The organism is Curtobacterium sp. UNCCL17 (genome assembly GCF_000686685.1).
In the GTDB taxonomy this organism is placed as follows: domain Bacteria; phylum Actinomycetota; class Actinomycetes; order Actinomycetales; family Microbacteriaceae; genus Curtobacterium; species Curtobacterium flaccumfaciens.
Genome location: NZ_KK366000.1, coordinates 353,784 through 380,585, shown reverse-complemented (window position 1 = coordinate 380,585; position 26,802 = coordinate 353,784). Strand labels below are relative to the sequence as shown.

30 protein-coding genes and 1 pseudogene are annotated in these 26,802 nt (G+C 71.8%); 13 read left to right on the top strand and 18 right to left on the bottom strand.

Annotation, left to right across the window (positions count from 1 at the left end; genetic code table 11):
• Positions 1-78 precede the first annotated feature (78 nt).
• The gene (locus BR70_RS0106695) at positions 79-1,077 is read right to left on the bottom strand and encodes a hypothetical protein (protein ID WP_027465433.1); all 999 of its coding nucleotides are present in this window, start codon (positions 1,075-1,077) and stop codon (positions 79-81) included.
• 51 nt (positions 1,078-1,128) lie between these two features.
• Entirely contained in the window at positions 1,129-1,380 is a 252-nt protein-coding gene (locus BR70_RS0106690) for a DUF4287 domain-containing protein (RefSeq protein ID WP_027465432.1), read from the bottom strand.
• Between the two features lie 155 nt (positions 1,381-1,535).
• On the opposite strand from BR70_RS0106690, the gene BR70_RS0106685 reads away from it, so the two are divergent.
• From BR70_RS0106685 to BR70_RS0106675, 3 genes are read left to right on the top strand one after another with little or no spacing between them, the layout of a single operon-like run.
• On the top strand, positions 1,536-2,648 hold the full coding sequence (locus tag BR70_RS0106685; protein WP_027465431.1) for an amino acid ABC transporter permease: 1,113 nt from the start codon (positions 1,536-1,538) through the stop codon (positions 2,646-2,648).
• Positions 2,648-3,421, top strand: a complete 774-nt coding sequence (locus BR70_RS0106680) for an amino acid ABC transporter ATP-binding protein (RefSeq protein WP_027465430.1) — start codon at positions 2,648-2,650, stop codon at positions 3,419-3,421. Before BR70_RS0106685 ends, BR70_RS0106680 begins: the two co-directional genes overlap by 1 nt.
• A gap of 52 nt (positions 3,422-3,473) precedes the next feature.
• Positions 3,474-4,490 carry a transporter substrate-binding domain-containing protein gene (locus BR70_RS0106675; RefSeq protein ID WP_027465429.1) on the top strand — a complete coding sequence of 339 codons (1,017 nt, stop codon included), beginning with the start codon at positions 3,474-3,476 and terminating at the stop codon, positions 4,488-4,490.
• A 437-nt stretch (positions 4,491-4,927) separates the two neighbouring features.
• Here BR70_RS0106675 and BR70_RS19925 read toward each other — a convergent pair whose 3' ends face one another.
• The 3 genes from BR70_RS19925 to BR70_RS0106660 are packed head-to-tail and all read right to left on the bottom strand — an operon-like array spanning position 4,928 to position 8,648.
• Positions 4,928-6,070, bottom strand: coding sequence for an LLM class flavin-dependent oxidoreductase (locus BR70_RS19925; protein ID WP_035808259.1), 1,143 nt, complete (start codon positions 6,068-6,070; stop codon positions 4,928-4,930).
• Positions 6,067-7,452, bottom strand: a complete 1,386-nt coding sequence (locus BR70_RS0106665) for an NtaA/DmoA family FMN-dependent monooxygenase (protein ID WP_027465428.1) — start codon at positions 7,450-7,452, stop codon at positions 6,067-6,069. Before BR70_RS0106665 ends, BR70_RS19925 begins: the two co-directional genes overlap by 4 nt.
• Positions 7,449-8,648 carry an LLM class flavin-dependent oxidoreductase gene (locus BR70_RS0106660; protein ID WP_027465427.1) on the bottom strand — a complete coding sequence of 400 codons (1,200 nt, stop codon included), beginning with the start codon at positions 8,646-8,648 and terminating at the stop codon, positions 7,449-7,451. The genes BR70_RS0106665 and BR70_RS0106660 overlap by 4 nt, the downstream gene beginning before the upstream one ends.
• Before the next feature lie 273 nt (positions 8,649-8,921).
• Between BR70_RS0106660 and BR70_RS19920 the strand changes: the two genes are divergently transcribed.
• The gene (locus tag BR70_RS19920) at positions 8,922-9,482 is read left to right on the top strand and encodes a histidine phosphatase family protein (protein WP_035808258.1); all 561 of its coding nucleotides are present in this window, start codon (positions 8,922-8,924) and stop codon (positions 9,480-9,482) included.
• A gap of 69 nt (positions 9,483-9,551) precedes the next feature.
• Here the strand turns inward: BR70_RS19920 and BR70_RS0106650 are convergent, their stop codons facing one another.
• A complete protein-coding gene (locus tag BR70_RS0106650; protein WP_027465426.1) occupies positions 9,552-10,574 on the bottom strand; it encodes an SLAC1 family transporter in 1,023 nt (340 codons plus the stop codon).
• 68 nt (positions 10,575-10,642) lie between these two features.
• Positions 10,643-11,482 carry a DUF1684 domain-containing protein gene (locus tag BR70_RS0106645; RefSeq protein ID WP_027465425.1) on the bottom strand — a complete coding sequence of 280 codons (840 nt, stop codon included), beginning with the start codon at positions 11,480-11,482 and terminating at the stop codon, positions 10,643-10,645.
• A gap of 381 nt (positions 11,483-11,863) precedes the next feature.
• Between BR70_RS0106645 and BR70_RS0106640 the strand changes: the two genes are divergently transcribed.
• Complete coding sequence (locus BR70_RS0106640) at positions 11,864-13,090, top strand: cobalamin-independent methionine synthase II family protein (RefSeq protein WP_027465424.1); 1,227 nt, start codon at positions 11,864-11,866, stop codon at positions 13,088-13,090.
• Between the two features lie 240 nt (positions 13,091-13,330).
• Here BR70_RS0106640 and BR70_RS0106635 read toward each other — a convergent pair whose 3' ends face one another.
• Complete coding sequence (locus BR70_RS0106635) at positions 13,331-14,296, bottom strand: SDR family NAD(P)-dependent oxidoreductase (RefSeq protein ID WP_027465423.1); 966 nt, start codon at positions 14,294-14,296, stop codon at positions 13,331-13,333.
• Between the two features lie 75 nt (positions 14,297-14,371).
• Here BR70_RS0106635 and BR70_RS0106630 point away from each other — a divergent pair, with 75 nt between their 5' ends.
• Positions 14,372-14,632, top strand: coding sequence for a hypothetical protein (locus BR70_RS0106630; RefSeq protein WP_027465422.1), 261 nt, complete (start codon positions 14,372-14,374; stop codon positions 14,630-14,632).
• A gap of 125 nt (positions 14,633-14,757) precedes the next feature.
• On the top strand, positions 14,758-15,606 hold the full coding sequence (locus BR70_RS0106625) for a glycoside hydrolase family 16 protein (protein ID WP_027465421.1): 849 nt from the start codon (positions 14,758-14,760) through the stop codon (positions 15,604-15,606).
• A gap of 74 nt (positions 15,607-15,680) precedes the next feature.
• Here BR70_RS0106625 and BR70_RS0106620 read toward each other — a convergent pair whose 3' ends face one another.
• Together BR70_RS0106620 and BR70_RS0106615 are read right to left on the bottom strand one after the other, a co-directional pair.
• Complete coding sequence (locus BR70_RS0106620; RefSeq protein ID WP_138803199.1) at positions 15,681-15,896, bottom strand: hypothetical protein; 216 nt, start codon at positions 15,894-15,896, stop codon at positions 15,681-15,683.
• Positions 15,897-15,919: 23 nt separating this feature from the next.
• A complete protein-coding gene (locus BR70_RS0106615) occupies positions 15,920-16,258 on the bottom strand; it encodes a DUF3140 domain-containing protein (RefSeq protein ID WP_027465419.1) in 339 nt (112 codons plus the stop codon).
• A gap of 123 nt (positions 16,259-16,381) precedes the next feature.
• On the opposite strand from BR70_RS0106615, the gene BR70_RS0106610 reads away from it, so the two are divergent.
• The 3 genes from BR70_RS0106610 (at position 16,382) to BR70_RS0106600 (ending at position 18,901) form a co-directional block, all read left to right on the top strand.
• A complete protein-coding gene (locus BR70_RS0106610) occupies positions 16,382-17,602 on the top strand; it encodes an alcohol dehydrogenase catalytic domain-containing protein (protein ID WP_027465418.1) in 1,221 nt (406 codons plus the stop codon).
• A 140-nt stretch (positions 17,603-17,742) separates the two neighbouring features.
• Entirely contained in the window at positions 17,743-17,889 is a 147-nt protein-coding gene (locus tag BR70_RS23170) for a hypothetical protein (RefSeq protein ID WP_155896806.1), read from the top strand.
• Between the two features lie 64 nt (positions 17,890-17,953).
• On the top strand, positions 17,954-18,901 hold the full coding sequence (locus tag BR70_RS0106600) for a methyltransferase family protein (protein WP_027465417.1): 948 nt from the start codon (positions 17,954-17,956) through the stop codon (positions 18,899-18,901).
• Here BR70_RS0106600 and BR70_RS0106595 read toward each other — a convergent pair.
• The 3 genes from BR70_RS0106595 to BR70_RS22215 all read right to left on the bottom strand — a co-directional run bounded on the left by BR70_RS0106595 (position 18,882) and on the right by BR70_RS22215 (position 21,231).
• Complete coding sequence (locus BR70_RS0106595; RefSeq protein WP_027465416.1) at positions 18,882-19,298, bottom strand: VOC family protein; 417 nt, start codon at positions 19,296-19,298, stop codon at positions 18,882-18,884. The genes BR70_RS0106600 and BR70_RS0106595 overlap by 20 nt on opposite strands.
• Before the next feature lie 242 nt (positions 19,299-19,540).
• Entirely contained in the window at positions 19,541-20,155 is a 615-nt protein-coding gene (locus tag BR70_RS0106590; RefSeq protein WP_051596707.1) for a DapH/DapD/GlmU-related protein, read from the bottom strand.
• 119 nt (positions 20,156-20,274) lie between these two features.
• On the bottom strand, positions 20,275-21,231 hold the full coding sequence (locus BR70_RS22215; RefSeq protein ID WP_027465414.1) for an AraC family transcriptional regulator: 957 nt from the start codon (positions 21,229-21,231) through the stop codon (positions 20,275-20,277).
• Positions 21,232-21,337: 106 nt separating this feature from the next.
• Between BR70_RS22215 and BR70_RS19910 the strand changes: the two genes are divergently transcribed.
• The gene (locus BR70_RS19910; RefSeq protein ID WP_051596706.1) at positions 21,338-21,667 is read left to right on the top strand and encodes a hypothetical protein; all 330 of its coding nucleotides are present in this window, start codon (positions 21,338-21,340) and stop codon (positions 21,665-21,667) included.
• Positions 21,668-21,677: 10 nt separating this feature from the next.
• On the opposite strand, the gene BR70_RS19905 is transcribed toward BR70_RS19910, so the two are convergent.
• Complete coding sequence (locus tag BR70_RS19905; protein ID WP_035808256.1) at positions 21,678-21,992, bottom strand: hypothetical protein; 315 nt, start codon at positions 21,990-21,992, stop codon at positions 21,678-21,680.
• 189 nt (positions 21,993-22,181) lie between these two features.
• On the opposite strand from BR70_RS19905, the gene BR70_RS0106570 reads away from it, so the two are divergent.
• The gene (locus BR70_RS0106570) at positions 22,182-23,015 is read left to right on the top strand and encodes an SDR family oxidoreductase (protein WP_027465413.1); all 834 of its coding nucleotides are present in this window, start codon (positions 22,182-22,184) and stop codon (positions 23,013-23,015) included.
• A 137-nt stretch (positions 23,016-23,152) separates the two neighbouring features.
• Complete coding sequence (locus BR70_RS0106565; protein WP_027465412.1) at positions 23,153-23,650, top strand: hypothetical protein; 498 nt, start codon at positions 23,153-23,155, stop codon at positions 23,648-23,650.
• Positions 23,651-23,675: 25 nt separating this feature from the next.
• On the opposite strand, the gene BR70_RS0106560 is transcribed toward BR70_RS0106565, so the two are convergent.
• From BR70_RS0106560 to BR70_RS0106540, 4 genes and pseudogenes are all read right to left on the bottom strand, one after another.
• A complete protein-coding gene (locus tag BR70_RS0106560) occupies positions 23,676-23,873 on the bottom strand; it encodes a hypothetical protein (protein WP_027465411.1) in 198 nt (65 codons plus the stop codon).
• A gap of 375 nt (positions 23,874-24,248) precedes the next feature.
• Positions 24,249-25,251, bottom strand: a pseudogene (locus tag BR70_RS19900) (permease).
• A gap of 92 nt (positions 25,252-25,343) precedes the next feature.
• Positions 25,344-25,943, bottom strand: coding sequence for a DUF305 domain-containing protein (locus tag BR70_RS0106545; RefSeq protein ID WP_027465408.1), 600 nt, complete (start codon positions 25,941-25,943; stop codon positions 25,344-25,346).
• A gap of 107 nt (positions 25,944-26,050) precedes the next feature.
• The gene (locus BR70_RS0106540) at positions 26,051-26,551 is read right to left on the bottom strand and encodes a hypothetical protein (protein WP_027465407.1); all 501 of its coding nucleotides are present in this window, start codon (positions 26,549-26,551) and stop codon (positions 26,051-26,053) included.
• Positions 26,552-26,802: the final 251 nt, after the last annotated feature.

Genomic DNA, 26,802 nt, shown 5'->3' with positions numbered 1-26,802 from the left:
TATACCTACCCGTCGCTCGCGACCGCTCCCAGCCGGGCCGTACCCCGTGCCGCCGCGCCTGTACCCCGATCGGCGTCGTCACCGGGCGTACGCGTCGACGAACAGCGCGCCCCGGAGCTCGCGCAGGGTGTCCGCCAGCCGCTCGACGGTCCGGCCGGAGATGCCCGAGACCTGCAGGTCGTACGGGCCGAGCGCCGGCAGCCGACCGGTGCGGATGCGGACGACCTCCCACCCCACGGCACGGACGGCTCGGTCCTTCCTGCGGTCGGTGTCCTGCCGGGGTCCGACGTGCTCGAGCCCGTGCCGACCGGTGGAGTCGTACTCGATGGCGACGCGCAGCTCGGGCAGGATGATGTCCGGCCAGGCCTCGACGTGGTCGAAGAACGGGCGGTCGAGTCGGATGGCGGAGTGGTCGTAGGTGAACGCGAACCGCTCGGACAGCATGCCCCGGAGTTCGGCTTCGACCGCCGAGGCCGTCGCCGGGGCGCAGACGCTCGTGAACGACTCACCCGACGGCAGCCGCGGGGTCTTCGGGCAGATCGTGCGGGGAACGGACTGGGTGGTCCGACGGGGTGCACCACCGGCCGACCCGACCGACCCGACCGACCCGGCGACCGGCCGACGAGAGCGGGCACGGCTCGACGCGACGGCTCCAGCCGGGACCCCGCGCACCGGAGCCGCCGGCAGGGTCGGTCGTCCGGCGCTCCGGACGACCCGCTGCGGCACGGGCACCGTCTGGGGCCACTCCGACGGCAGCACCGGCCACCGCTGGGGCTGGGCCTGCACCGCGCACTCGGGGCACCACACGGAGCGGCGGCGCTCACGGCCCGGACGGGACCGCTGTTCGGACGGGGTCGCGACGAAGACGTGCCCGACGTCGCACTCCCAGGTGAGCAGGACCTCGGCCGCCGGGGGGACCTGGGTCAGGACGACGCCGTGGTTCCAGTCGGGGTGGTACTGCCGGATGAGCACCGGGTACGGCGCCCAGTCGGCGCGGAACTGTCCGACGGCGTACGGAACAGCTTCGCCGCGCGACCACTGTCGGCGGCGCCACCACGCATCGACGGGTTCGGCCACCCCACCACGCTAGGAACGACCACCGACACCCGCCGCACCAAGCACGTCGGCTCAGGAGGCCAGCGCGTGCTTCACGTAGGCGACCAGGGCGTTCGCGTGCCCGTGCCCGAGGCCGTGCTCGGACTTGAGCCACCCGACGACCTCCATGTGCTGGTGGCCGTCGAGCCGGTCCGCGACCAGGTCGAGCCACTCCTGCACCGGGTGCCCGTACGTCGTCTCGATGCTCGGGAAGTACGACGCCGGACCCTTCACCTTGGTGCCGTGCGCCGGGGGCACCGGGGCGGTCACACGATGCGCTGTCATGGCGCAACGGTAGCGCTCCGTCGGCCGTCACGGAACGTCACGCGGGGCAGGCGTTCTGTGACGCCGCGTTGCGCCGGATGGCCGGGTGTTGCGTCGCGTGGCGGGGTGTTGCGCGAGGCGTTGTCGGCGCCGCCCGGGCCTCCTACGGTCGCGACATGACCGACACCACCAGGGCCCCGCAGCGGGAGGCGACCAGCGTCGACGACGCGGGCCGGACGCCCGAGCCGAGCCGCGCCTCCAGGCCGGAGACCGCGACCATCGACGCGGCCGGACACGCCGCACTCGACCGCCCCGTCGTGCCGCTGCGCCACCCGCTGCGGTGGATCGCCGCGGCCCTCGTGCTCGTGGTGCTGCTGAACTTCGTCGAGACGCTGTTCACCAACGAGCAGTGGGGCTGGCCCGCCGTCGGCAAGTGGCTGTTCAGCCCCGCCGTCCTGACCGGACTGCAGCTCACGCTGACGGCGACGGCGCTGAGCGCGGTGATCAGCTTCGCCGGCGGTGTGGTCGTCGCGATCGCACGGCTGTCGCAGAACCCGGTGCTGTCCGGGCTCGCATGGGGGTACGTCTGGCTGTTCCGGTCGGTGCCGCTCATCCTGGTGCTCGTCTTCCTGTACAACCTCGGGTCGCTGTACCCGACCATCGGCATCGGGATCCCCTTCGGACCGCAGTTCCAGGTGCCGACCGCCAACGTCCTCGGAGACCTGGCGATCGGCGTGATCGGGCTGAGCCTCAGCGAGATCGCCTACGCGTCGGAGATCGTCCGGGCCGGCGTGCTCGCCGTCGACCACGGCCAGCACGAGGCCGCGCAGGCGCTCGGGCTCCCCCGTCGCCGGCAGTTCGTGCGGGTGATCCTGCCGCAGGCGCTGCGGTCGATCGTGCCGGCGTTCGTCAACCAGGTCGTCGGACTGCTGAAGGCCTCGTCGCTGCTGTTCTACGTCTCGCTGCTCGACCTGTTCGGCGTCGTGCAGAACCTGTCGAGCACCTACCCGACGGACATCATCCCGCTGCTCGTCGTCGCCACGATCTGGTACCTCGTGCTCACCAGCGCGGTGTCGATCGTGCAGTACTACGTCGAGCGGTGGACGGCCCGCGGTTCCGTCCGGGCGTTGCCGCCCACGCCGTTCCAGCGGGTGCGGGCCGCCGTGCGTCGCGGTTCCGGACATGGGTCGGGACGGCCTGGAGGCGCGGGTCGCCGCACACAGGCAGCCGCAGCCGAGCGCGCGGTCGCGTCCGGGGCTGCTTCCACCACCGACGAGAGGAGCATCTGATGAGCGCCGCCATCGCGATCCACGGGGCCGTCAAGGCGTTCGGCGACACGGTCGTCGTCGACGGCGTCGACCTGTCGCTGCCGTCCGGCAGCGTGACCGTCATCCTCGGCCCCTCCGGTTCCGGCAAGTCCACGCTGCTCCGGGCGATCAACCACCTCGAACCGCTCGACCGTGGGGTCGTCACCGTCGGCGGCGAGACGATCGGCGTCCGCCTGCGCACCGGGCGCGACGGGGTCCCCCGCTGGAAGGAGCTGCCCGAGCGGCACATCCTGCGGCAGCGGTCGCGGATCGGCTTCGTGTTCCAGCACTTCAACCTGTTCCCGCACCTGACCGCGCTCGAGAACGTCGCCGAGGGGCCGATCGCCGCCGGAGTCCCCCGTGCCGTGGCGCGCGACCGCGCGGCGGCCCTGCTCGAGCGTGTCGGACTCGGCGACCGTGGCGACACCCGGCCGCGGCAGCTCTCCGGCGGGCAGCAGCAGCGCGTGGCCATCGCGCGGGCGCTGGCGCTCGAGCCGTCGGTGGTCCTGCTCGACGAGCCGACCTCGGCGCTCGACCCGGAGCTCGTCGGCGAGGTGCTCGGGGTCATCCGGGGGTTGGCGGACACGGGCACCACGCTCGTCATCGTCACGCACGAGATCGCCTTCGCCCGCGAGGTCGCCGACCACGTCGTGTTCCTCGACCACGGGCGGGTCGTCGAGCAGGGGCCGCCGGCCCAGGTGCTCGACGACCCGCAGCACACCCGCACGCGCGACTTCCTGTCCCGCGTCCGCTGACCCCTGACCCCTGACCCGATCCCTGATCCCCGCACGCACCCCAAGGAGAACCATGTCCACGATCACCCCCGCCCGCTGGCGCAACCGCGCCGGCTTCCTCGTCCTCGCAGCCGGCGTCGTCGTCGCCCTCGCCGGGTGCTCGGCGGGCGCTTCCGCCGACACGAGCGGCGCACCCGACGGCTCCGTCACCATCGGCGCCGCCTCGAACGGTGCGGCGAAGGAGACGACCCTCGAGGTCACCGAGGACCCGAAGCTGCACGACGCGCTCCCCTCCGCCGTCCGGAAGTCCGGCAAGCTGACGATCGGCGTGGGTGCCCTGCCCGCCGGGTTCCCGCCGCTCGCCTTCACCGGTGACGACCAGAAGACGATCACCGGCTCGGAGCCCGACCTCGGACGGCTCGTCGCCGCGAAGCTCGGGCTGCGCGCTGACGTGCAGAACGCCACGTGGGACAACCTGTTCGTCGGCATCGACAGCGGCAAGTACGACGCCGGCTTCTCGAACGTCACGGTCACCGAGCAGCGCAAGGAGAAGTACGACTTCGCCGCGTACCGGCAGGACAACCTGGCGTTCCAGGTGCTGGCGTCGAGCTCGCTGCGCTTCGACGGCGACCCGTCCGTGCTCGCCGGGAAGACCCTGTCCGTCAGTTCCGGCACGAACCAGGAGAACATCCTGCTCGAGTGGCAGAAGGAGCTCCGGTCCGAGGGCAAGGACTTCACGATCAAGTACTACCCGGACGGCAACGCGGTGAGGCTCGCGCTCGACTCGGGCAAGATCGACGCCTACTTCGGTCCGAACCCGACGATCGCCTACCAGAACACGCAGAGCAAGAGCACCGCGAAGCCGACGAAGACCGCGGGCACGTACTCCGGCGCCGGCTCCTCGTTGCAGGGGCTCATCGCCGCGACGACGAAGCGGGACAGCGGCATCGCGAAGCCCGTCGCGGCGGCGATCAACGAGCTCATCGAGGACGGCACCTACGCGAAGTGGCTCGCGGCCTACAACCTGTCGAACGAGGCTGTGAAGACGTCCGAGGTGAACCCCGAGGGTCTGCCGCTCGACAACAGCTGAGCCCGCGCGCGCCCGGTTCGGCGCATCGGGGCCTAGTGCTGATGCCTGGTGCTCGTGCTTGGTGCTGATGCAGAGCGACACCGTCGAGGTCGTACGACCTCGGTGGTGTCGCTCGTTGCGTGCGCGGGCTTTCGCGGACGAGCAGGAACGACGATGTCGACGTCGTACGACTGCGACGATGTCGCTCGGGACGCACCACTCGAGCTGTGCTCGCCCCGGAACACGGGACGGGTCCGCGACGCCACCACGGTGCGGACGGGAGGCCCGTGGCGGCCTGGCACCGTGCCTCCAGGCCGTACCGTGCCCGGTTCCGCACCCCGTGCCCGGCCCGCACCCCGTGCCCGGTTCCGCACCCCGTGCCCGGCCCGCACCGTGCGCTGCGCGCACGAACGACTCCGTCGCTGTCGGACGACAGCGACGGAGTCGTTCCGCGTCGGTCAGCGCGCGGCGGCCGCCGGCTCCCGCAGGTCGGCGCGCGCCGCCCACTCCGCGGCGAGCAGCTCGTAGGAGCGCACCCGGGCGTCGTGGTCGTGCGCGATCGTCGTGACGAGCAACTCGTCCGCTCCCGTGACCCGTCGGAGCGTCTCGAGCCGTTCCGCGACGTGTGCCGGGTCGCCGACGAACCGGGTCGCGAGCCGGTCCGCCACCGACGCTGCGGCCTCGTCCGGCAGCCGCGCCGCTCGAGCCTGGTCCGGGGTGGGGTACTCGATCGCCCCGACGCCGGAGCGGATCGAGTGCACCCACTGGGCGTACCCGGTCCCGAGCTGGTCCGCCTCGGCCGCGGTCGGCGCCACGAGCACGTCGGCCGACACGATGACGTGCTGCGTGTCGAGCACGCCCGGGCAGAACGCGTCGCGGTAGGCCTGCACCGACGCCAGGACCGTGCCGGGCGACGTGTGGTAGTTCGCGCCGTACGGCAGGCCGAGCGCGCCGGCGATCCGGGCACTCTCGCCGCCGGTGGAGCCGTGGATCCACAGCTCGACGGCGGCACCCCCGGCCGGCGGGGCCTCGATCACCGCACCGTCCCGTGACCACGTTCGGGCGAACAGGCCGCGGATCAGGTCGAGTTCGCCCGCGAACCGGTCGACGTCGCCCGGCACCCGGCCGAGCAGCTCCCCCTGCAGGGCGAACCGGCTGCCCGGCGCGATGCGGAACTCGAACGGCGCGGGGACGAGCAGGCCGTCGACGACCTGGTCGGTCCGCGGGGCGAGCGACGGCGGCTTCGGGGCGCCGGGAGCCGGGGCGCCGGACCGGCCGAGCCCGAGGTCGATGCGCAGCCCGTACAGCGCGGCGAGCGTGCCGAAGGTCTCGGCGATCTGCAGCCCGCGGACGTTGCCGACCAGGGTCGCGGCGCTGCCGACCCGGATGGTCGAGGTGGCGGCGGCGACCGCACCGATCACGATCGTCGGTGCGCTGCCGGCGACCCCGGGGTTGAGGTGGTGCTCGGCCAACCAGTACCGGGCGTACCCGGCACGTTCGGCACGCTGCGCGAGGTCGACCGTGTTCGCCAGGGCCTCGGCGGGGGTCGACCCGCTGCTCACCGGCACGAGGTCCAGGACGGAGAGCGGGACCCGGCTCATGCGAGCACCCGCTGCCGGTCGAGGACCCGTCCGGGCAGGTCGAGCGTCTGCCGGAGCGTCGCGCCATCGTCGTACGACTGCCGGTACACGCCGCGCTCCTGCAGCAGCGGGACGACCCGGTCGACGAACTCGTCGAGTCCGTACGGGTTGGTGTGCGGCACGACGACGAACCCGTCGGTGGCGCGCTCCTGCACGTACCGGTCGATCTCGGCGGCGATGTGAGCGGGCGTGCCGACGAAGCCGCCACGGGTGGAGGCGCGGATGACCAGGTCACGGATCGACAGGTGTTCGGCCGCGGCCAGGTCACGCCAGGACTGCACCAGGGCGGGGACGTCGCGGGTGTGGCGGACGCGGCCACGGGTGATGTCGGCGCCCTCCAGGTCCGGCTCGATCGAGGGCAACGGCCCGTCGACGTCGTACGACGACAGGTCACGGTTCCACACCTGTTCGAGGAACGCGATCGCCGTCGCCGGGCTGACCTGGGCGCGGCGGATCGCCCGGGAACGTTCCTCGGCCTCGTCTGCCGTGTCGCCGAGCACGAAGGTCGCGCCGGGCAGGATCTGCAGCTCGTCCTTCGACCGTCCGACCCGTTCGAGTCGCTCGGTCACGTCGCGGTAGAACGACTGCGCGTCGTCGAACTCGGTGTGCAGCGAGAAGATCACCTCGGCGTGGGCGGCGGCGAGGTCGCGGCCTTCGTCCGAGTCACCCGCCTGCACGATCACCGGGTGCCGCTGCGGGCTGCGCGGGACCGGGAAGGTGCCGGACACCTCGAACTGCGGGCCGTGGTGGTCGACGTCGTGGATCCGGGACCGGTCGGCGAAGGCCCCGGCGGCCAGGGTCCCGGCGGCGCCCGACCCGTTCGCCACGATCGCGTCCGACTCCCACGAGTCCCAGAGCTCGCGCGACAGCTCCACGAACTCGGCGGCTCGCGTGTACCGGTCGGCGTGGTCGAGGAATCCCCCACGGCGGAAGTTCGCACCGTGGAACGCGTCCGAGCTCGTCACGACGTTCCAGCCGGCGCGGCCGTCGGTCAGGTGGTCGAGCGTGGCGAGCTGCTTCGCGAGTTCGACGGGCTCGTTGAAGGTCGTCTGCAGGGTGCCGACGAGCCCGATGTGGTCGGTGACCCCGGCCAGCGCGGCCAGGACCGCGAGCGTGTTCGGGCGCCCGACGACGTCGAGGTCGTGGATGCGTCCCTTCTGCTCGCGGAGCCGCAGGCCCTCGGCGAGGAACAGGAAGTCGAAGAACCCCCGCTCGGCGTTCCGGGCGAAGTGCTCGAACGACGAGAACGCGATCTGGCTCTCGGCTCGGTCGTCGCTCCAGACGGTGGTGTTGTTGACGCCCGGGAAGTGGGCGGCGAGGTGGACCTGACGCTTGGTGCTCATGCTGAGACCCCCAGGGAAGACGGACGGGCGTACCGGCTGACCGCCGGGGCGATGCCGAGCCGCGTGCGCAGGTCGGCGGTGGGACGGGACGCCACGTCGGCACGGAGCCCGGCGGTGACGAGGGCGGGGACGAGCTGCCGGGCGATCGCGGTCGAGTCGATCGGGATCCGCAGCGGGCGGAGGCGGACACCGGCGAAACCGAGGTCACGGAGCGCGCCGATCCGGTCGACCAGGTCGGCGACCGTGGTGGCGAGGACGGTCGTGTCCGAGCCGGAACCGAGCGCGTACGGCGCACCGGCCGCGGCGTCGAGCGCCGCGAGCTCGTCCGCGGCGGCAGCCGCGGAGGACCCGATGAGCACCGCGAGGTCCGCGAGGACCGGACGGCGGAGGTCGGACCCGGCCGCCTGCTCGGCGTCACGGACGAGTGCCAACGCGTCCTGCGCCTCCAGGCCGTCGAACCCGGGCGTGACCAGCGCGACGTCCGCGGCGTCGACGGCGAACGCCGCCGCGTCGGAGCGGTGCGCGAGCGAGAAGACCGGCGGCCGCCCCTGCGGCGACCGCGGCACGATCGACGCGCCGTGCACCGAGACGAACGAGCCGGAGAACGCCGCGTTGTGGATGCGGTCGCGGTCGATGAAGCGGCCGGTCGTGACGTCGCGGATGATCGCGTCGTCGTCCCAGCTGTCCCAGAGGCGGGAGACGACTTCGGCGACCTCGCGGGCCTCGTCGAACAGCGTGGCCGCGTCGTCGCCGCCGGGTCGGCGGCCGAACAGCGCGGCCTCGCGGGTCGTCGGGCTCACCTGGATCCGCCACCCGGCTCGCCCCAGTGAGACGTGGTCGAGGGTCTGGAGGCCCGTGGCGACGTGGAACGGTTCGGTGTGCGTCACCGAGACGGTCGGCACCAGACCGATCGCGCGGGTCGCGGGGGCGACCGCGTTCGCGACGAGGAGCGCGTCGAGGCGGCCGACGACGGTCGACGTGTCGAGGTCGCCGTCGGGGTCGGTGGGGCCGGCGGTGAAGGAGTCCTCGAGGGTGACGGCGTCGACTCCGAGCCGGTCCTGCTCGACGACGACGTCGCGCCAGTGCCGGAGGCTCGTGAGCCGGTGCGCTGCCGAGCCGGCGGCGCGCCAGGCGGCGGGATGCCAGCCGGCGCCCTGCAGCGCGGTGACGAGGGTGATGCGGTCGGGCACGGTCATGGGGCGACGCTAGGACGGTTCAGCCGGGTGGCGCAGCGGTGTTGCGGAACGTGACCGACGGTGTCGCCGTGTGACGCGCGGCGGGCGGGCGGCAGGGGCGTCGCTCGGTGCGAGGCGTCGCGGGCGGCGGCGCGTCGCGAGGCGTCGCGGGCGGCGGGGCGTCGCTCGGTGCGAGGTTGTCCACTCGGTGCGTCGGAACAGACCGGCCACGGAGTGGGCAACCTCGCACCAGACGGGGCCGGGGCGCACCTCGCACCGTGCGAGGATCGCCGGATGGTCTCGTCGTTCCTGACCCACGCTGAAGTGGTGGTCGACCCCGCGGTCCCGATCGAGTCGTGGGGGCTGTCGCCCGAGGGACGCGTCCGGGCCGCCGCCGCACACCGGCTCGCGTGGACACCGGGCTCCCGGCGGATCGTCTCGAGCACCGAGCGCAAGGCCGTCGAGACCGCCGACCTGCTCGCCAGCGCCGTCGGACTGCCGGTCGAGCACGACCCACTGCTGGGCGAGATCGACCGGAGCGCGACCGGCTACCTGCCGCCGTCCGAGTTCGAGGGCGTCGTCGACTCGTTCTTCGCCCGACCCGAGCAGTCAGTCCGCGGCTGGGAGCGGGCGATCGACGCCCAGGAGCGCATCGTCGCAGCCGTCCGCCGGCACTGCGCCACCGGCGACCTCACGATCGTGTCGCACGGTGCGGTCGGCGCGCTGCTCCTGGCCGACCTGCGCGGCGTCCCGATCACGCGCGCCCTCGACCAGCCCGGCATGGGCAGCGTCTTCCGCTTCGACGCGCCCGCCTGGCGGGCGACCAGCGGCTGGAGACGCGTCCCCGCGACCTGACGGGAGGCGCGGGGCGGGGCCGCCACGGGCCTCCCGTCCGCCGCCTGTGCAGCCCGACCGCCCCGCTCGTCAGACCACGCGGGTCGCGCCCGTCACCGGGCCGGGGGCGGCGTCCTCGTCGTCGGCGTCGTGCAGGGTCCGCTCGGCCTGCCCGAGCAGGTGGTGCACGGCGAGACCGATCGAGCGGGCACCGACGACCGCGACGAGCACGCTCAGCAGCGCCAGCAACGCGGCGGTGGGGATCCAGGCGGACGGCAGCGCGAGTGCCCGGAACCACTCCACTGCGGCGGTGGCGACCGCGGCGGCCGGGAACACGAAGGACCAGAACCCGAGCGAGAACGCCAGGCGGACGTACCGCGGCAGCAGGGCCAGCTGCACCAGGACCATCAGGACGCCGAGCCCCGCGATGGCCTGCACGGGCAGGGTGACCGCTCCGTCGGTGAGGGCGAACACCGACAGGGTTGCGACCGCCGGCGGCGCGACCAGGATCGCCATCGTCGGCACGAGCGGCCCCGGCAGCGCCGGTCGGAACGCCAGCCGGATGAGCAGCAGGCCGGTCATGACGCCCCAGAAGAACACGCCGACGCCGAGGGCCGGCCAGGAGAGCCAGCCGACGCCGACCTCGTGTGTGGCGACCGAGGCGACCAGCGCCGCGGCGACGGTCGGCAGCAGGTAGCCGCCGTGCACGGACTCCAGGGCGAGTCGGCCCTCGAACCAGGTGCTCAGCAGCCAGGCGGCGAAGCCGGCCGCGGTGGCCACGGCGGCGAGCACCACGACCTGCCCGGCGACGGGGGCGAACCGCGCGAGGTCGACGCCGAGCAGCATCGCGGTCGCGGGCACGAGCGCGGCGATCGGCCCCTGCGCCGGGTGGCGGAGCTGGTCGACGAGCCGTTCGCTGACGCGTGCGCCCCGGACGGCGTGCGCACCGAGCAGCCACACCCACGCGACGGCGGCGATCGCCCAGAACACCTGCGGCACCACGGTGGGCAGGTGCAGCACGGGGGCGGCGTACGACCACGTCTCGGCGAAGCCGGCGAGGCCGAACGGGACGGCGAGGGTGTTGAGCGGGATGCGGGAAGTGGGTCGTGGCATGGCTCCCCCATTCTCGTGGACGGGTCGGCTGCGTTGGTGCGCGCCCGGGGGCCGCGCGTGCTCCGCGGTCAGGCTGCGGGCAGCTGCTCGCCCGCCTCGATCGCCACGTCGAGCCGGTTCTCGGCGGGCGGCAGCGGACAGGTCGCGTGCGGGGTGTACGCGCACGGCAGGTTCGTCGACCGGTTGAAGTCGATGCGGGTTCCACCGTCGGCATCCGGTGCGGCGATGTCGAGACTCCGGTTCGCCGCGTACGTCGTGACCCCGCTCGTGCGGTCGGTGAACAGCACGTGCAGGCCGCCGGCGTGCCCGTTGAACGCCAGGAGCGACCGCGGCCCGTCGAGGTCGAACGTCAGGACGCCGGGGGCCTCGTACACGTGCAGCAGGCCGTCGACGACGCTGCCCACGGTGACCTCGCGCGGGGTGTCGAACGGCTCGAAGTGCGCGTCCACGACGAAGTGCTCAGCGGGGGCGTACGCCGGGGTGCCGTGGTAGCCGACGCGGGTGGGGTTCGACGGGTGCCGCGGGCGCAGCAGGTCGCTGCCGCCTCGCCGGGCGACCTCGATCACCACGGTCTCGTCGCCGTCGCGCCACACCACGTTCGTGCTCGAGCGCTCGGGCAGCGGGCCGAACCGGTGCGTCCCGGTGACCTGCTGCCCGTCGACCTCGATCGTCTCGTCCTCGGCCAGTGCGACCACCGGGCCGTCCTCGTCCGTCGACCAGCTGCCCGGTGCGTCCTCGAAGCGTTCCGGCGTGGCGGTGAGCCAACGGATGCTGGTGATCGCGAGGAACCCGTGCTCGCTCGCCCGGGCCTGCTCGTGGTCGTCGTGCCACGTCGTCCACGACTCGGCGAAGGTCGGTGCGGTCGTGGTGGTCGGGGTCGTGGCGTTCGCCGGGGTCGTCGTGCTCATGGGTCGACCGTACGACGCGTGGCCCGGCTACGCGACGATCGTGTCGCCGTGCGTCGGCGGGGGTCGCGCGCGTGCGGGCGGGCGGTGGCCGTTGGCTGCGCGGGGCGGGCGGTGGGCTGGTCGACGAGGAACGACACCGTCGACGTCGTACGACATCGATCCTGTCGATCGGACGCGCCTGCAACTGGCCGCGCACGCAACAGGCGACTGAGTCGGTGTCGTACGACAACGACCCTGTCGTTCGGCGTCCGCACGAAGCCGTGGTCGCGCAACGTAACGGGCCCGGCCCCTCGTGGCAGAGTGGCACTGCAGCGCACCGCGAAGCCTCGCGCGCGGCCCCCGACTCCCGACAGTCCGCACCCATCGAGAGGAAGGCAGCGCATGCCCTTCGAGAACACCGACCGCATCCAGGCCACCACCGCCGGATCGCTCCCCCGCACCCCGGAGCTCATCGCTGCGAACGCCGCACGGCCCGTGGCCGCCGACGGCTTCACACTCGAGACCACCGACGAGGTCCGGGCCCTGACGAGCTCGGCCGTCGACGACGTCGTCGCCCGGCAGACCGCGCTCGGCATCACGCAGCCCGGCGACGGCGAGTTCGGCAAGGCGATGTCGAACAGCGTCGACTACGGCGCCTGGTGGGGCTACTCGTTCCAGCGCGTCAGCGGCCTGAGCCTGACCGACGAGAACATCTTCTCGCAACAGCCGGTCCGGTCCACGCCGGGGAACATCCGGCTCACGAGCTTCCCGGACCGCCGCGACTGGACGATCTTCCACGACGCCTACACCGACCCCGAGTCGGGTATCGGCACCGGCAAGAACGCCACCGCGTTCCCGACCACCACCGGCCCGATCACCTACACCGGCCACGAGGCCGCGGCCACCGACGCCGCGAACCTCAAGCACGCAGTCGAGGCCGCCGGCGCGGACAACGGCTTCATCACGGCGCTCTCCCCCGGCTCCGCCGCCCGCATCGCGAACGAGTACTACGCGACGGAGGAAGAACACATCTGGGCGTGGGCCGACGCCCTGCGCGAGGAGTACACGACGATCCTCGACGCCGGCCTGGTGCTGCAGATCGACGACCCCTCGATCGCCGAGAACTGGGACCAGATCAACCCCGAGCCGAGCATCGAGGACTACCGCGCCTTCACCCGCATCCGTGTCGAGGCGCTCAACCACGCGCTGCGGGGCCTCGACACCAGCCGCGTGCGCTTCCACCTGTGCTGGGGTTCCTGGCACGGCCCGCACACCACCGACATCGAGCTCCGCCACATCGTCGACCTGATGCTCGACATCGACGCCGGCGCGTACTCGTTCGAGGCCGCGAACGCCCGCCACGAGCACGAGTGGACCGTCTGGCAGGACGTCACCCTGCCCGAGGGCAAGGTCATCGTCCCCGGTGTCGTCGGCCACGCCACGAACGTCGTCGAGCACCCCGACCTCGTCGCGCAGCGCATCGAGCGGTTCGCGTCGGTGGTCGGGCGTGAGCGCGTCATCGCCGGCACGGACTGCGGCCTCGGCGGCCGCGTGCACCCGCAGATCGCCGCGGCGAAGCTCGAGTCCCTCGGCGAGGGTGCCCGGCGCGCGAGCGCGAAGCTCTTCTAGCCGTCCGTTCCTTCCCAGAACGGCTGCGATACCTGGCGAGATCGGGCGTGCCTGCCACGAAGAACACGGCAGGTACGCCCGGTTCCGCTGGGCACGCCCGGTCCCGCCAGGTACGCCCGGTTCCGGCAGGTACGCCCGGTTCCGCAAGGTACGCCCGGTTCGGGGAGGTGCGCCCGGCTGTACACGCACGCACGGGCGGACGGGAGGCGCGGTGCGGGCTGGCACCGTGCCTCCAGGCCGTCAGCGGCGTCGGCGCAGGGCGACGGCCGCGACCGCGACCGCGACGAGCGCTCCGGCCCACAGCACGGGGCGCGTGACGCGCCGTCGCTTCGCGACCCAGCCGCCGTTCGTCGCGTTCGCGGCGTCGGCGGGGGCGTAGAGGTTCCCGTCGGTCGGGGCGCCCTTGCCACGGAGCGCGAACGTCTCCACCATCGGCTTCGTGATCTTGTGGAACAGGCCCGGGAACACGTACTGCAGCGGCACGAGCGAGGCCTGGATCCGTCCGACGAAGCGGTAGCGCTTGGGGTGCGTGGCTGCCTGCACGACGGCACGGCCGGCCCGCTCGACCGAGACGGTGGGCGGCAGCGGGTGCGAGGTCTTGCCGGTGTAGTTGGCACCGTTCTGGTAGATCGGGGTGTCGATCGTGGACGGCAGCAGTGCGGTGAACTCGATGCCGGTGCCCGCGAACTCGTCGCCGAGCACGTCGACCAGGCCGAGCGCAGCGTGCTTGCTCGTGACGTACGCCGACTGGTACGGCGCCGAGAGCAGCGACTGGATCGAGCCGACGAGCACGTAGGTGCCCTTCCCGCGCTGCTTCCAGTGCGGGAGCAGGTGCGTGACGGCGTTGAGGTGCCCGTACAGGTTCGTGTCGACGACGCGCTTGAACGCCTCGGTGGGGGTCTGCTCGAACAGGCCGTAGACGAACAGGGCCGCGTTGCCGACGAAGACGTCGATGCGACCGAAGCGGGTCGTCACCGTGCCGATGAGGTCCTTGACCTGGTGCTCGTCGGCGACGTCCGTCGGGATCGCGATCGCCTCGGCGCCGAGCTTCCGGCACTCGGCGGCTGCGGCCTCGAGCGAGTCGTGCCCGCGTGCGGCGAGCACGAGCGTGGCGCCCTGCCGGGCGAACTCGTGTGCGGCGGCCCTCCCGATGCCGCTCGATGCTCCGGTGATGACGACGATCTTCCCGCGGTACCGATGTCCCATGTGTCCTTGGTACCCGGCCGTGGTCCGTTCCCGCACAGCCGGGTCGTACCCCTGCACGCGGTGCGAAGATGGAGCATGCGCAAGGACGACCTGACCGTCGACGAAGCCGCGGTCATCGCCGAGCACGCCCGCTCCGGTGTCCTCGACGTCGACGACCCCGAGGTGCGGAAGGTCGTCGAGCAGGCGAACCGGGTGCTGGTCCGTGCACAGATGTGGGGCGAGGAGCGGAGCCCGAAGCTGCGGCGTCGCCGACGGCTCATCGCGGTCGGCGCCCTCGTGATGGTGCTCGTCTGGGTCGCGGGCCTGCTCGTGCCGCTGGCGATGCGCTTCGGCTGACGGGTCCGTCGGCGCCGGCTGCGGTGTGCGCGGGGCGGATCAACCACGGTGCGGCCCTGGCCTGACTCGTCCGGATGGTGCATGATCCGACGACCACACCACCATCGCGCTGCAGGGAGCACGACATGGACCAGCACATCGATCGACGGCGCTTCATGACGCTCGGACTCGCCGGAGCCGCGACGACGGCCCTCGGCGCGACGGCGATCGGCGCGGACGGGTCGGCGCAGGCAGCGACCACGTCGGCTGCCGCCCCTGTGCTGCTCGCCGCCGACGAGTTCGACGGCCCGGCCGGCAGCGCGCCGAACCCGGGGATCTGGCGGTACGACCTGGGTGCCGGCGGCTGGGGCAACGCCGAGCTGCAGACCTACACGGACTCGCGGCGGAACGCGGCGCTCGACGGTGCCGGCAACCTCGTGATCACCGCACACCGCGAGGCCGACGGCTCGTACTCGTCGGCCCGACTGAAGTCCGAGAGCACCTACACCGCGCAGTACGGCCGCATCGAGGCGCGGATCCGGATCCCCCGCGGTCAGGGCATCTGGCCGGCGTTCTGGATGCTCGGCGCCGACATCGGGCAGGTCGGGTGGCCGGCGTGCGGGGAGATCGACGTCATGGAGAACGTCGGGTACGAGCCGGGGATCGTGCACGGCACGGTGCACGGGCCCGGGTACTCCGGCGCTCAGGGCATCTCGGCGGCGTACACGGCTCCGTCCGGAGCAGCGTTCGCCGACGACTTCCACGTGTACGGGGTCGACTGGCGCCCCGGCTCGATCACCTGGACGGTCGACGGTGTCGCGTACCGGACGGTCACGCGGGCCGACGTCGGCTCGGCCCCGTGGGTGTTCGACAAGCCGTTCTTCGTGATCCTCAACGTCGCGGTCGGCGGGAACTGGCCGGGTTCACCGGACGCCTCGACGCGGTTCCCGCAGCAGATGACGATCGACTGGCTGCGGGTCCACCAGAACGCTTAGCCGGGTTGCCCGCGCCGGGAACGGGTTGCCGCGCCGTGACCGGGCTCCTCGCCGTCGGGCCGCGCTCAGCCGGGTCAGGGACGGCGGTTCGCCCGGGCGACGAGCCACAGGTAGGTGCTGTGCCCGACCAGGGCGAGTCCGAAGAAGACCGCGGCGACCGCGTACACCCGGTCGAGCTTGCCCTGCCCGATCACGAGCATCACGACGCAGAACGCGACGGCGATCGCGAGGACACCGACCTGCACGGTCGACCAGATCCGTCGGAAGCGCGGCATGCCCGTCTCGTTCACGCCACCCATTCTGCCCGATGCCGTCAGCGCTTCTCCGGGTCGTGGCCCCAGTTCATGAGCGAGTACCGCCAGGGGGTGTCGTGCACGTCGCCGTCGGGACGCTGTTCCGAGTGCCGGGCGACGTAGCCGACGACCTTCCGCATGTGCGCCAGGTCGTCGTCGGTGCGGTCGGCCTTGTGCTTCTCGAGGATGCGGATGATGTGCCGACCGCTCTCGTGGCCGGTCGACTCGCCGCCGCCGGACGGCTTCTGCCCGACGGACTTCGACTCGTCGGTGTCGAGCCACTTCCGCAGCTCGGTGGCGGTCATGTTCACCGCGTCGTCGAAGTCGGCTCGGGTCTGCTCGTCGTCGTGCTCGCTCATGCCGTCGAGACAACCCGACGGTGCTGGACGACTGCGCAGGGCGGATGCGCCTCCGACCGCGCCCAGCCCCTCGCGCGTTTCCTGACCCTGCGAACCCCGCACCCGAACAGGAAGAGGCATCACATGCGCGCAGTCGTGTGGCACGGCATCGGCGACATCCGGCTCGACGAGGTCCCGGAGCCGACGATCCAGGACCCGGAGGACGCGATCGTCCGGATCACCCGCAGTGCGATCTGCGGCACCGACCTGCACTTCGTCCGCGGCACGATGGCGCCGATGGTCGAGGGCACCATCCTCGGTCACGAGGCCGTCGGCGTCGTCACCGAGGTCGGGGACGCGGTGCGCGGCTTCAGCCCCGGCGACCGCGTCGTCATCAACTCCACGGTGTCCTGCGGTGCCTGCCGGTACTGCCGGATGGGCAAGACCGCCCAGTGCGACCGCTCGAACAGCAACGGACCGCAGGCGGGCACCGCGTTCTTCGGCGGCCCGGCCTCGACCGGACCGGTGGACGGCATGCAGGCCGAGTACGTCCGCGTCCCGTGGGCCCGCAACACCATGCACCCGCTCCCGGACACCGTCTCCGACGAGCAGGCGATCCTGCTGTCCGACATCTTCCCCACGGGGTGGTTCGGCGCGGAGCTCGCGGGCGTCACGCGCGGTGACGTCGTGGTGGTGTTCGGCGCCGGGATCGTCGGTCAGTTCGCGGCGGCCTCGGCGTACAAGCAGGGTGCGGCCCGCGTCATCGTCGTCGACGGCGAGGAGACCCGGCTCGCTGCCGCGCTCGCCCAGCACTGCGAGGTCGTCGACTACAACGCCGAGGACCCGGTCGAGACGATCATGTCGCTGACCGACGGCATCGGCGCGGACTGCGTGATCGACGCAGTCGGCGTGGACGCCGAACGCCCGAAGCGCGGCCCGGCGGCGGTCGACCAGGAACAGGCGGCGGCGTTCGACGCCGAGGTCGCCGCGGTCGCACCCGATGCCGCGACAGACGGCTTCGGCGCGCAGCAGCAGTGGAAGCCCGGTGACGGCCCCTCGCAGGTGGCTCGCTGGGCGGTGGCGAGCGTGGCAAAGTACGGCCGCATCGGGATCATCGGGGTGTACGGACCGACGGCCGAGCACTACCCGATCGGCGAGGCGATGCTCAAGAACCTGACCGTGCGGATGGGGAACTGCGACCACCACTCCGTCACCCCACCGCTGATCGACATGGTGGCCGCCGGACAGTTCGACCCGACGGCCCTGATCACCGAGCACGAGCCGATCACCGACGCGATCGCTGCCTACCAGGCGTTCGACCGACGCGAACCCGGCTGGATCAAGGTCGAGCTCGGCACCTCCTGAACCGAACGCGACGCACCGGAACGCGCTGCGCCGGACCGCGCTGCGCCGGAACGCGCTGCACCGGACCGCGACGACACCGGGTGGGAATGGAACGGCCCCGCCCGGTGTCGAACTCTCCACCGACCACGAAGGAGCCCACCATGAGCCTCGACCTCCACAAGAGCACCGGCACCGGAACCGTCACCGACGAGCGCACCTGCCTGCCGAAGCCCGTCCTGCCCAGCCTGCACGACGAGCGCACCCCGTCCTTCGGCCGCTGGCTCGGACAGATCAACCACACCGACTGACCCACCAGCGGGATCGAGGGCGCCCTCGGCCCGGGCCCTCGCCGCGCACTGCTACCGTGCACCCATGTCCTGGGGCCGGCGGTACTACGCGCTGCAAGCCGTCGGCGGAGCGGCCTGGTGGATCGCCGTCGCGACGCTGCCGTGGATCCGCACGGCGACGCTCGGCTCGCTCGACCCGGTGCTCGTCGCCGTGTTCGACGTCCCGCTGTTCGTCGTCGGCTCGGCGCTCGCCGCCGCCGGGGTCCGAGCCGCCGCGGTGGTCACGACGGTGTGGACCGCCCTGGTGCTCGTCGCCCTGAGCGTCTGGGCCACCGTGGCCGGCGAGGCCGGCTGGGGCGTGCTCGTCATGCTGGCCGCCACGGTCGGTTCGACGGTCGCCCTCGCCCTCGTCCTGCTCGGACGGGTCCCGACGGAGTGGGTGACGAGCGGTCCGCTGCGGATCCGGACCGCTGATGCCGCGGCCCCGCGCTCCCGGCACGTCACCGCGACCGTGCTGCAGATCGTCGTCTTCTGGGGCCTGTTCCTCGGGGTGTTCCCCCTGGCCATCGCGTTCGCCGAGCACCGCTGGGGCCTGCACCCGCAGCTGCCGACACCCTTCGTCACCGCCCTCACCGTCGTCGGTGTGGTCGTGCTCCTGCTGGCCAGCGCGCTCGGCATCGCGTCGGCGGCGGCGATGTCGACGAAGGGCGAGGGCACGCCGCTCCCCTCGGCCACCGCGAACCGCCTGGTGGTCGCCGGGCCGTACCGGTCGGTGCGCAACCCGATGGCACTGGCCGGCATCACCCAGGGCGTCGCCGTCGGCCTGCTGCTGTCGTCGTGGCTGGTCGTCGTCTACGCGATCGCCGGTTCCGTGGTCTGGAACTGCATCGTCCGCCCGCTCGAGGAATCGGACCTGGCGGAACGGTTCGGCGACGACTTCCGTCGCTACGCCGAGCAGGTCCGGTGCTGGGTGCCGCGGTGGCCGGTGCCGGCACGCGTGGGTTCGGTGCCGCTCAGCTCGTCGCGCCGCTGATGTTGACCAGCCACGACACCCCGTGGCGATCGGTCAGCATGCCGAATGTGTCGCCCCAGGGCGCGGTGGTGAGTGGTTCGACGATCGTGGCGCCCTGGGCGAGGCCGTTCCACCACCGTGTCAGCAGTTCGTGGTCGTCGCCGCTGAGCGAGAGCGAGATGCTGCTCTCCGCCGGTGTCGGCATGCCGGACGGCGCGTCCGAGGCCATCAGGAGCAGGCCCTGGTCGCCGTCGAGCTGCCCGTGCATCACCTTGTCGGCGTCGGCGGGGTCCTGGCTCATGCCGGCTTCACCGAACGTGCCGATGGTGAGCGTGCCACCGAAGACCGAGTGGTAGAACTCGAGCGCCTCGCGGGCGCCGCTCCGGAACCCGAGGTAGGGGTTGAGGCGAACGGTCATGACGGTCTCCCTCGTCCTGCGCGGGCGCCGTCGCCCGCGTCGTGATCATGCTGGCAGAGTGCGCGTCCCCGCGGAAGGAGACGCCGTCGTCTTCGTCCGGCGCCGCCAGGTCGTCGACACGCCTCCACATCCGGCGGCGTCTCGACGGCGGGGCGGCGTCACAGCAGCACGCCGGCGTCTTCGAAGCAGCACCAACGCCGGACGGGAGGCACGTGGCGGCGCCGCCACGCGCCTCCAGGCCGTCAGGCGGTGGGGTCCACAACCGGCGGCCGCGCGGACGGGGCGAGCTCACGGATCCGCTTGGCGGGGACGCCGGCGTAGACGCCGTGCGCCGCCAGGCGGCCGACGACCACGGCACCGGCGGCGACCACGACGTCGTGCTCGATGTGGGCGCCGGGCAGGATCGTGGCGCGGCCACCGATCCAGACGTGCTCCTCGACGACCACCGGGCGGCCGGTCGCGACGTCGCTCCAGCGGCCCTCGGCGTCGATCTCGTGGTGGCTCGTCATGATGAGCACCTGCATCCCGATCGCGGTGTTCGCGCCGATCGTCACGGGGGCCACGGCCTCGACCGTCACGTTCCGGTTGCAGAAGACGCCCCGGCCGATCGTGAGGTGCTTCGGGTCGCCCGTCAGCGAGAACCCGGTGCCCACACCGGACTCGGCGTGTGCACCGGCGGCACGGAGCAGCAGCCGACGGACGATCCGGGGCAGCAGCGGGGATCCGAGCAGTGCGGTGAAGACGAAGTGCTCACCGGCGTAGGAGGCGTCCTCGACGAGCCGGCGGCCGAACGTCGACGGATCGGTCGTCGGCGGGACGACCGCGGTCGGGACGGGTGGTGCTGCTGAGCCGGCCATGGGGTCTCCAGTCGTCGTGGCTGCGTGTCCGTGCAGCGCAAACGTAGGGCGACGATCGTCGGCGATCGGCCGGACCGCGGGCGGTTGCGGGATTCTTGCGGGCCCGCGCGGCAGCTCGTCTACGCGCGAGCGCCGTCGCGCGCGGTGGACGCCGTCTGCCGGGGCAGCTCGCCGAACTCCTCGCGGTAGCTCCCCGCGAACCGGCCGAGGTGGGCGAACCCGGTGGCCCGGGCGATCTCGGCGATGCTCCGCCCGTCGCCCGACTCGAGCTGTTCGCGGGCGAGCAGCAGCCGGATGCGTCGCAGGTACATGGTCGGGGTGATGCCGTGGTGCCGCTGGAACGCCGCCTGCACGCCGCGCACGCTCAGGCCGGCGGCCTCGGCGACGTCGTCGACGGTGATCGGCTCGGTGGCGTGCTCGAGCAGGAAGGTCTCGGCACGGGCGAACCGGGCGGTGGAGGCCATCGCCGGCTCGTGCTGCCCGACCGGCCAGTGCGGGATCGCGGTGAGCAGACCACCGGCGGCGAACCGGGCGAGCTCCCGCTCGCGTTCGATCGGGACGGCGTCCGGTCCGGCCAGCACCTCTTGTGCGACGGACCGCACCATGAGCCACCAGGCAGCGAGCGGGGCGCCCTCGGGGACGTGCCGCGGACGGAACTCGATCGGACCGGGTGCCCAGTCGCCGCGCTCGGCGGCGACCTGCTCGACGATCGAGCGGTCGATGCGCAGGACGTCCTTGTTGCAGGCGATCCAGCGGAAGCGCTGGGGACCCTGACGGAAGAGCGTCGGGCGGCCGGTCTTCACGGTGTTCTCGTCGAGCTGGGCGACCCCGGACTTCATCCAGAAGATCATCATCGCGTCGCCCGGCTCGATCGTGCCGCTCAGGACCCCGGTGCAGCGGGTCGACTCGAGCGACAGCAGTGCCGTCCCGCGCACGCGCTCCTCGAACACGAACTCGGCGTCCGTCGGTTCGACCGACAGCCCGTGGGTGATGTGTGTCCGGGCCATCGCCTCGGCCGCGACCGACGGCTCGGCGGTCTGGATCTCCCGCAGCAGGCGGTGCATGGTCTCGGGCACGTGATGATCCTGACGACAAGTCGGCGTCGGCGCAACGAGCGACGCGCCGTGTTCCTGTACGACGGCCAGCCGACGGCCTGTTGGCTGTGCAGATGGAGGCCCGGACATGAAGCAGATCCAGTACGACCGCTCGACGATCCTGACGAGCGACGACGTGGCCGACGCCGTGATCGAGTACGCCGCAGCCCTGGCAGGCGGCAACCGGGCGGACACCGTCGCGATCCCCGCTGTGGCCGCCGACGGCACCATGACGACGACCAAGGTGCTGATCGGTCCGTCGAGCCAGCTCGTCGTCGAGGATGCCGAAGAGGACGAGCTCGAGCGCGAGGACGCGGGTTTCGTGGAACGGCTGCGGGCAGCCGCGCTGACCTTCGAGCACGACGAGGTGATCCACGCGGACACCCGGTCGGACCTGACCGACGGGCCGGTGGCGTAGGGGCGCCCGCTCAGCGCCCGAAGTCCGGCGGCGACGCGTTGGTGTCGACGGCGAGCGCGGCCTCGGTGCGCCGGCCGAGCTCGAGCAGGAACGCCTCGCCCTCGGGTTCGAGGTCGTCGTCCGGAGCCGGCTCGAGGGCGACCGGGATCGCCGGGGCCAGGAGCACCTCGATCGTGCTCGCCACCCCGAAGTCGTCCGCCGTCGGGATCGACACGACGTCGCTCAACCGACTCTGGTGCAGGGCGGCGGCGTACCGGATCACCGCGTCGGCGATCGTGTCGCTCGTCAGGACACGGACGGTACCCGCGTAGTTCACGTACTTCAACGTTGCTCCCTGGTGAAGAGGAGCATCCGTCGCGGTGACGGTTCCCTGATCCGCTGCCACGGTAGGCCGCCGTCGTGCCGGGTACACATCTTCGAGCGCGGAACGGGGTACGCCGTGACCCTGGACGGGCGTTCAGTGGCGCCCGCCCAGCATCGGGGACGTCCAGGGAAACCGACCACAGGGAGAGACATGACCGAGCAGCAGCAGCCCCCGGGGAGCGACCAGGAACTCACGCCGAAGGCCGACCACGGCGAGGAGTCCTACCGCGGCTCCGGCAAGCTCACCGGTAAGCGTGCCGTCATCACCGGCGGGGACAGCGGCATCGGGAAGGCCGTCGCGATCGCGTTCGCGCGCGAGGGTGCTGACGTCCTGATCAGCTACCTGCCGGAGGAAGAGGACGACGCCCGGGACACGAAGCGCTGGATCGAGGAAGCCGGTCGGAAGGCCGTGCTGTTCCCGGGCGACGTGAGCGACCCCGCGTACTGCCGATCGGTCATCGACCAGGCGGTATCGGAGCTCGGCGGGCTCGACGTCCTCGTGAACAACGCCGCTTACCAGATGACCTACGAGACGATCGAGGAGATCAGCGACGAGGAGTGGGACCACACCCTCGCGACGAACCTCAGCGCCTACTTCCACCTCGTCAAGGCGGCCCTGCCGCACCTCGGCCCGGGATCGTCGATCATCGGCTCGAGCTCGGTGAACTCCGACAACCCGAAGCCGAACCTGGCGCCCTACGACGTCACCAAGGCCGGCGTCGCGAACCTGTCCGCCGCGCTCGCGCAGCTGCTCGGCGATCGCGGCATCCGCGTGAACAGCGTCGCACCCGGTCCGATCTGGACGCCGCTGATCCCGTCGACGATGCCGCCGGAGCAGGTCGAGCAGTTCGGCAAGCAGTCGCCGCTCGGCCGTCCCGGCCAGCCGGCCGAGCTCGCACCCGTCTACGTGCTGCTCGCCAGTGACGACGGCAGCTACGTCTCCGGCGCACGGGTCGCCGTCACCGGCGGCACCCCGATCCTGTGACGGGACGCCGGTCCGGCAACGGGACCGGGTGACGGACGGGAGGCCCGGGGCACGACGTGCGCCGGGCCTCCCGTCCGTCGTCGGGGGACGTTCCTGGCTGAATCGCCGCCCACCGGGGCCGGCCTACGTTCAGGGCCATGTCCACGCGAGCGAAGACCGTCACGGCGCTGTTCGGCGCCGCCACCGTAGCCCTCCTGCTCACCGCCTGCGACCCCGGCGGAGCCCAGAACATCAACCCCGTCGGCAAGGTCCCCGGCTCCGAGGAGAAGTCCCAGTCGGCCCAGTGCGACGTGGCCGCCAGCGCCGCCGTCGACATGATCGACAAGGCGGTCGGGTCGCACGACACCACCGAGTTCGCGAACATCCAGAAGGGGGACGGCGGCTGGTACCTCGGTGCCGCGATCGTCCCCGCGGACAGCAACGACTCGAACGACGACGAGGTCACCATCTGGGCGACCACCGCCGACCCGACGGCCGACGACTTCGACGGCCCGCTGTACGCCGTGAACGACGTCGCCAAGCAGGCGGTCGCCGACGAGACCACCACGACCTCGGACGCGCCGACGCCGTTCGCCGACGACTCGAAGGCCGCCCAGCAGGTCGAGAGCTGTGTCGTCGAGGCGTCCGACCGCTAGTCGTCGGACACCGTGTCGTGGCCGATCAGCTCTTGGGCTGGTCGGCCACTTCAACGTCCACGTGGTAGTCGTCGCCGCCGTCGGTGCTGATCGTCGACACCGAGTCGTAGACCACGTCGTAGCCCGCCGTGTTCACGTCGCAGTGCACCTCGGCGCCGTCCTCGATCGCGATGACGTCCGCACCGCAGTCGACCTCGGGCGTCGCATCCGAGACGTCGGCCAACGCGTCGACGACGACGCGTTCGAAGGCGTCCGGTGTGACGGTCCGTGACGCCGCTCGCCCCGAGATCGGGGACCGGCGGTTCCTCGACGATAGCGGGAAGGTGCGAGGACGTCTGCCACGAGTTCGGGTCAGGAGCAGACGTCCTCGCGCTACGACGCCGTCGGGTTCGACGCGGTGGTCATGACGAGGCCAGCCCGGGAACAGGGTGTCGGGCACCCGCCGGTAGGGTCCGGCGAGGTAGCTTCCCGAGACTGTACGACGACCACGGCTCAGACGTGTACAGAATCCGCCGGAACCGGTGTGGCTGGAACGCTTCGTGGCGTGGTTCCGAGAATGCTGCGTGGCCCAGCCGCCCTGTCGGCGTGGCCGGTCGGGTCAGGGCTGGCTGTGCTCGGCGTTTGCCTGGTCGTGGGTATCGGGGTGGTCACTCATCATGCGGAGCACGGGCCATGAGCCGCTGCGGGCGAAGACGACGAGCAGGAACGCCGCGACGAGCAGGAACACGATGTTGAGCCAGGTGGTGGGGTTCCAGCAGATCGAGGTCGTCACGATGGTGAGGTGCCGGTTCGTGGGGATGAGGTGCAGCGGGGTGAGGAGCAGTTCGACGGCGTAGCCGGCGAGGACCATGGCGCCGGAGAAGATCCCGGTGATGCGGAGGGCTGCTTTCCAGCCGTGGTACTTCCGGTAGATGATGATGATCAGGTCGGCGAAGATGAAGCTGATCACACCGCCGAAGCTGATCCCACCGTTCCAGAGGACCGCTGCGAGGGGGACGTTGCCGACGGAGCAGGGCGCCGGCGATGAGGAGGCCGATGACGATGTCGCGGATGACGGATGCCCAGTCCATGACGAAGTCCTGCGACACGCTCGTGAGCCCGGGCCTCGAGAACAGTCGCCGCCAGAAGCCTTGGTCGCCCTGCACGGACATGTCCATGGCTGCGTGGCCCTCCATCGCGCCGGCGAGGCCCTTGTCGGCCTGTTCGCGTGCGGCGTCGACGATCTTCCCGCGCACCCAGAGCCGGAACCCGAGGGCGATGAGGATGATCATCAGCGGTCCGCCGACGAACTCGGCTGCGGTGAACTGCCAGCCCATGACGAACGCGAGGATCAGGCCGAGCTCGACGACGAGGTTCGTGGAGGCGACCTCGAACGCCATGGCCGACGACAGGCTCGCGCCCTTGCGGAAGAGCGCCCGTGCGAGGGCGACGGCGGCGTAGGAGCAGGAGGAGGACAGTGCGCCCAGGCCCCTTGCGACGCTGATCGCTCGGGAGGAGTCGTCGCGCATGAGCTTGGTGATCTGGTCGGTGCGGACGACGGCTTGGATGATGCCGGAGAGGGTGAAGCCGAGGATGAGGGGCCAGACGATCTCCCACCCCATCGAGCCGGCTGCTACCAGGGTGGTCACGAACGGGGAAGAACCGGTCTCGGGCCGAGGCGGACTACGTTGCCCGCCTCGACCCACGACTGGTGTCACTTGGACGCGAGCATGTCCTGCATCTGCGTGATCTGCTCGGTCTGGCTCGACACGATTGACTTCGCCATCGCGACCGCGTCGGTGTTCTTGCCCTTGTCGACTTCGCTCCTGGCCATGTCGACGGCGCCCTCGTGGTGCTGGACCATCTGCTGCAGGAACACCTTCCCGGCGTTCTTCGCGGATGCCTGGTCGAGGTCGGTCATGTCGGAATCGGACATCATCCCGGACATGGAGTGCCCCGACCCAGGGTGCTCCGACTCCGTGGGCTCGCCCCAGCCCTGCAGCCAGCTGGTGAGCTGAGTGATCTCCGGACCCTGCTCGGCCTTGATCTGCTTCGCCAGGGTGACGACGTCGGGGTCGACACCGTCGCCCTTCGCGAGGAGCACGTCGCTCATCTCGACGGCCTGCTCGTGGTGCGGCAGCATCATCTGCGCGAACATCACGTCCTGGTCGTTGTGCGCCGACGCGGCCGAGCTCGACGAGGCGGACGAGCCCGCGTCGGAGCTGCTGTTGTTGGTGGAGCAGCTCGCGAGGGTCAGGCCGAGGATGAGCGAGGCGGCGATCGCGAGGGTGCGCGTGGTCGTGGTGGTGTGCATGGAAGGTCCGTTCCCGTGGATGCGTCAGTTGGTCCGGGCAGGCGGGTGCCTCCCGGTTCTGGGCAGCGGGAGCCGCCCTGCGGCGGTGTGGTCCCGCAGGGGGCGGATCAGATGCGGATGATCTGCAGTGCCGTCAGTGACGGTCGTTTCGGTGCTGCGATGTGGCGCGGCAACCGGTCAGCCAGCGCAAGCAGTCGCGACAGCAGTGCGAGGACGCCGCCGGGCCGTGCGCGCAGTAGCGCCCATGCGAACAGGGCGATCGTCAGCGCGCACGCCATCCCCATCAGCGAGCACATCAGCGCGCACAGGCCGCTGTCGCAGCCGGCGTCGGTGAGGACCGTCAGCACCGCGGCCGCGGGAGCGGCATGCTCCCCGTGGCGGTTTCCGACGGCCTGGACGTGCTCAGTGGTGGCGGCGGGAGCTGCCATCGGGTGCTCGTGGCCGGCGGTGTGGCCGGCCATCGTGTGCATCAGGACCGTGAACCCGACCAGCAGCAGCAACGCCAGCGTCGCCGTGACCTGCAACAGCAGCCGGCGACGCGGGGAGGCGGTGGCGGTGAGCATCGATTCTTCGATCAGGACGAGGGGTGGCGGATCGTCGGGCTGCATCGGAAGCACGTTCCGTTGCGAGGTCGACCGAATGGAACTGTACCCCCTGGGGGTATGCGCTGTCTCTGCCGGCTGGCCGATCGATCAGCACAGGGGCCGAGGATTCTTCTGGCGTGGTGCGTGGTGGTGGTGGTGGCGGGTGCATACTGGTGGTGTCTTCGGACCCGGTAGTGGGGCTTGCCGGACCCAACCTCGACATCTGTCGACAACAGTCCCTATCTCAGCATGGTGCGCGTCAGCGTGCCCGAGAT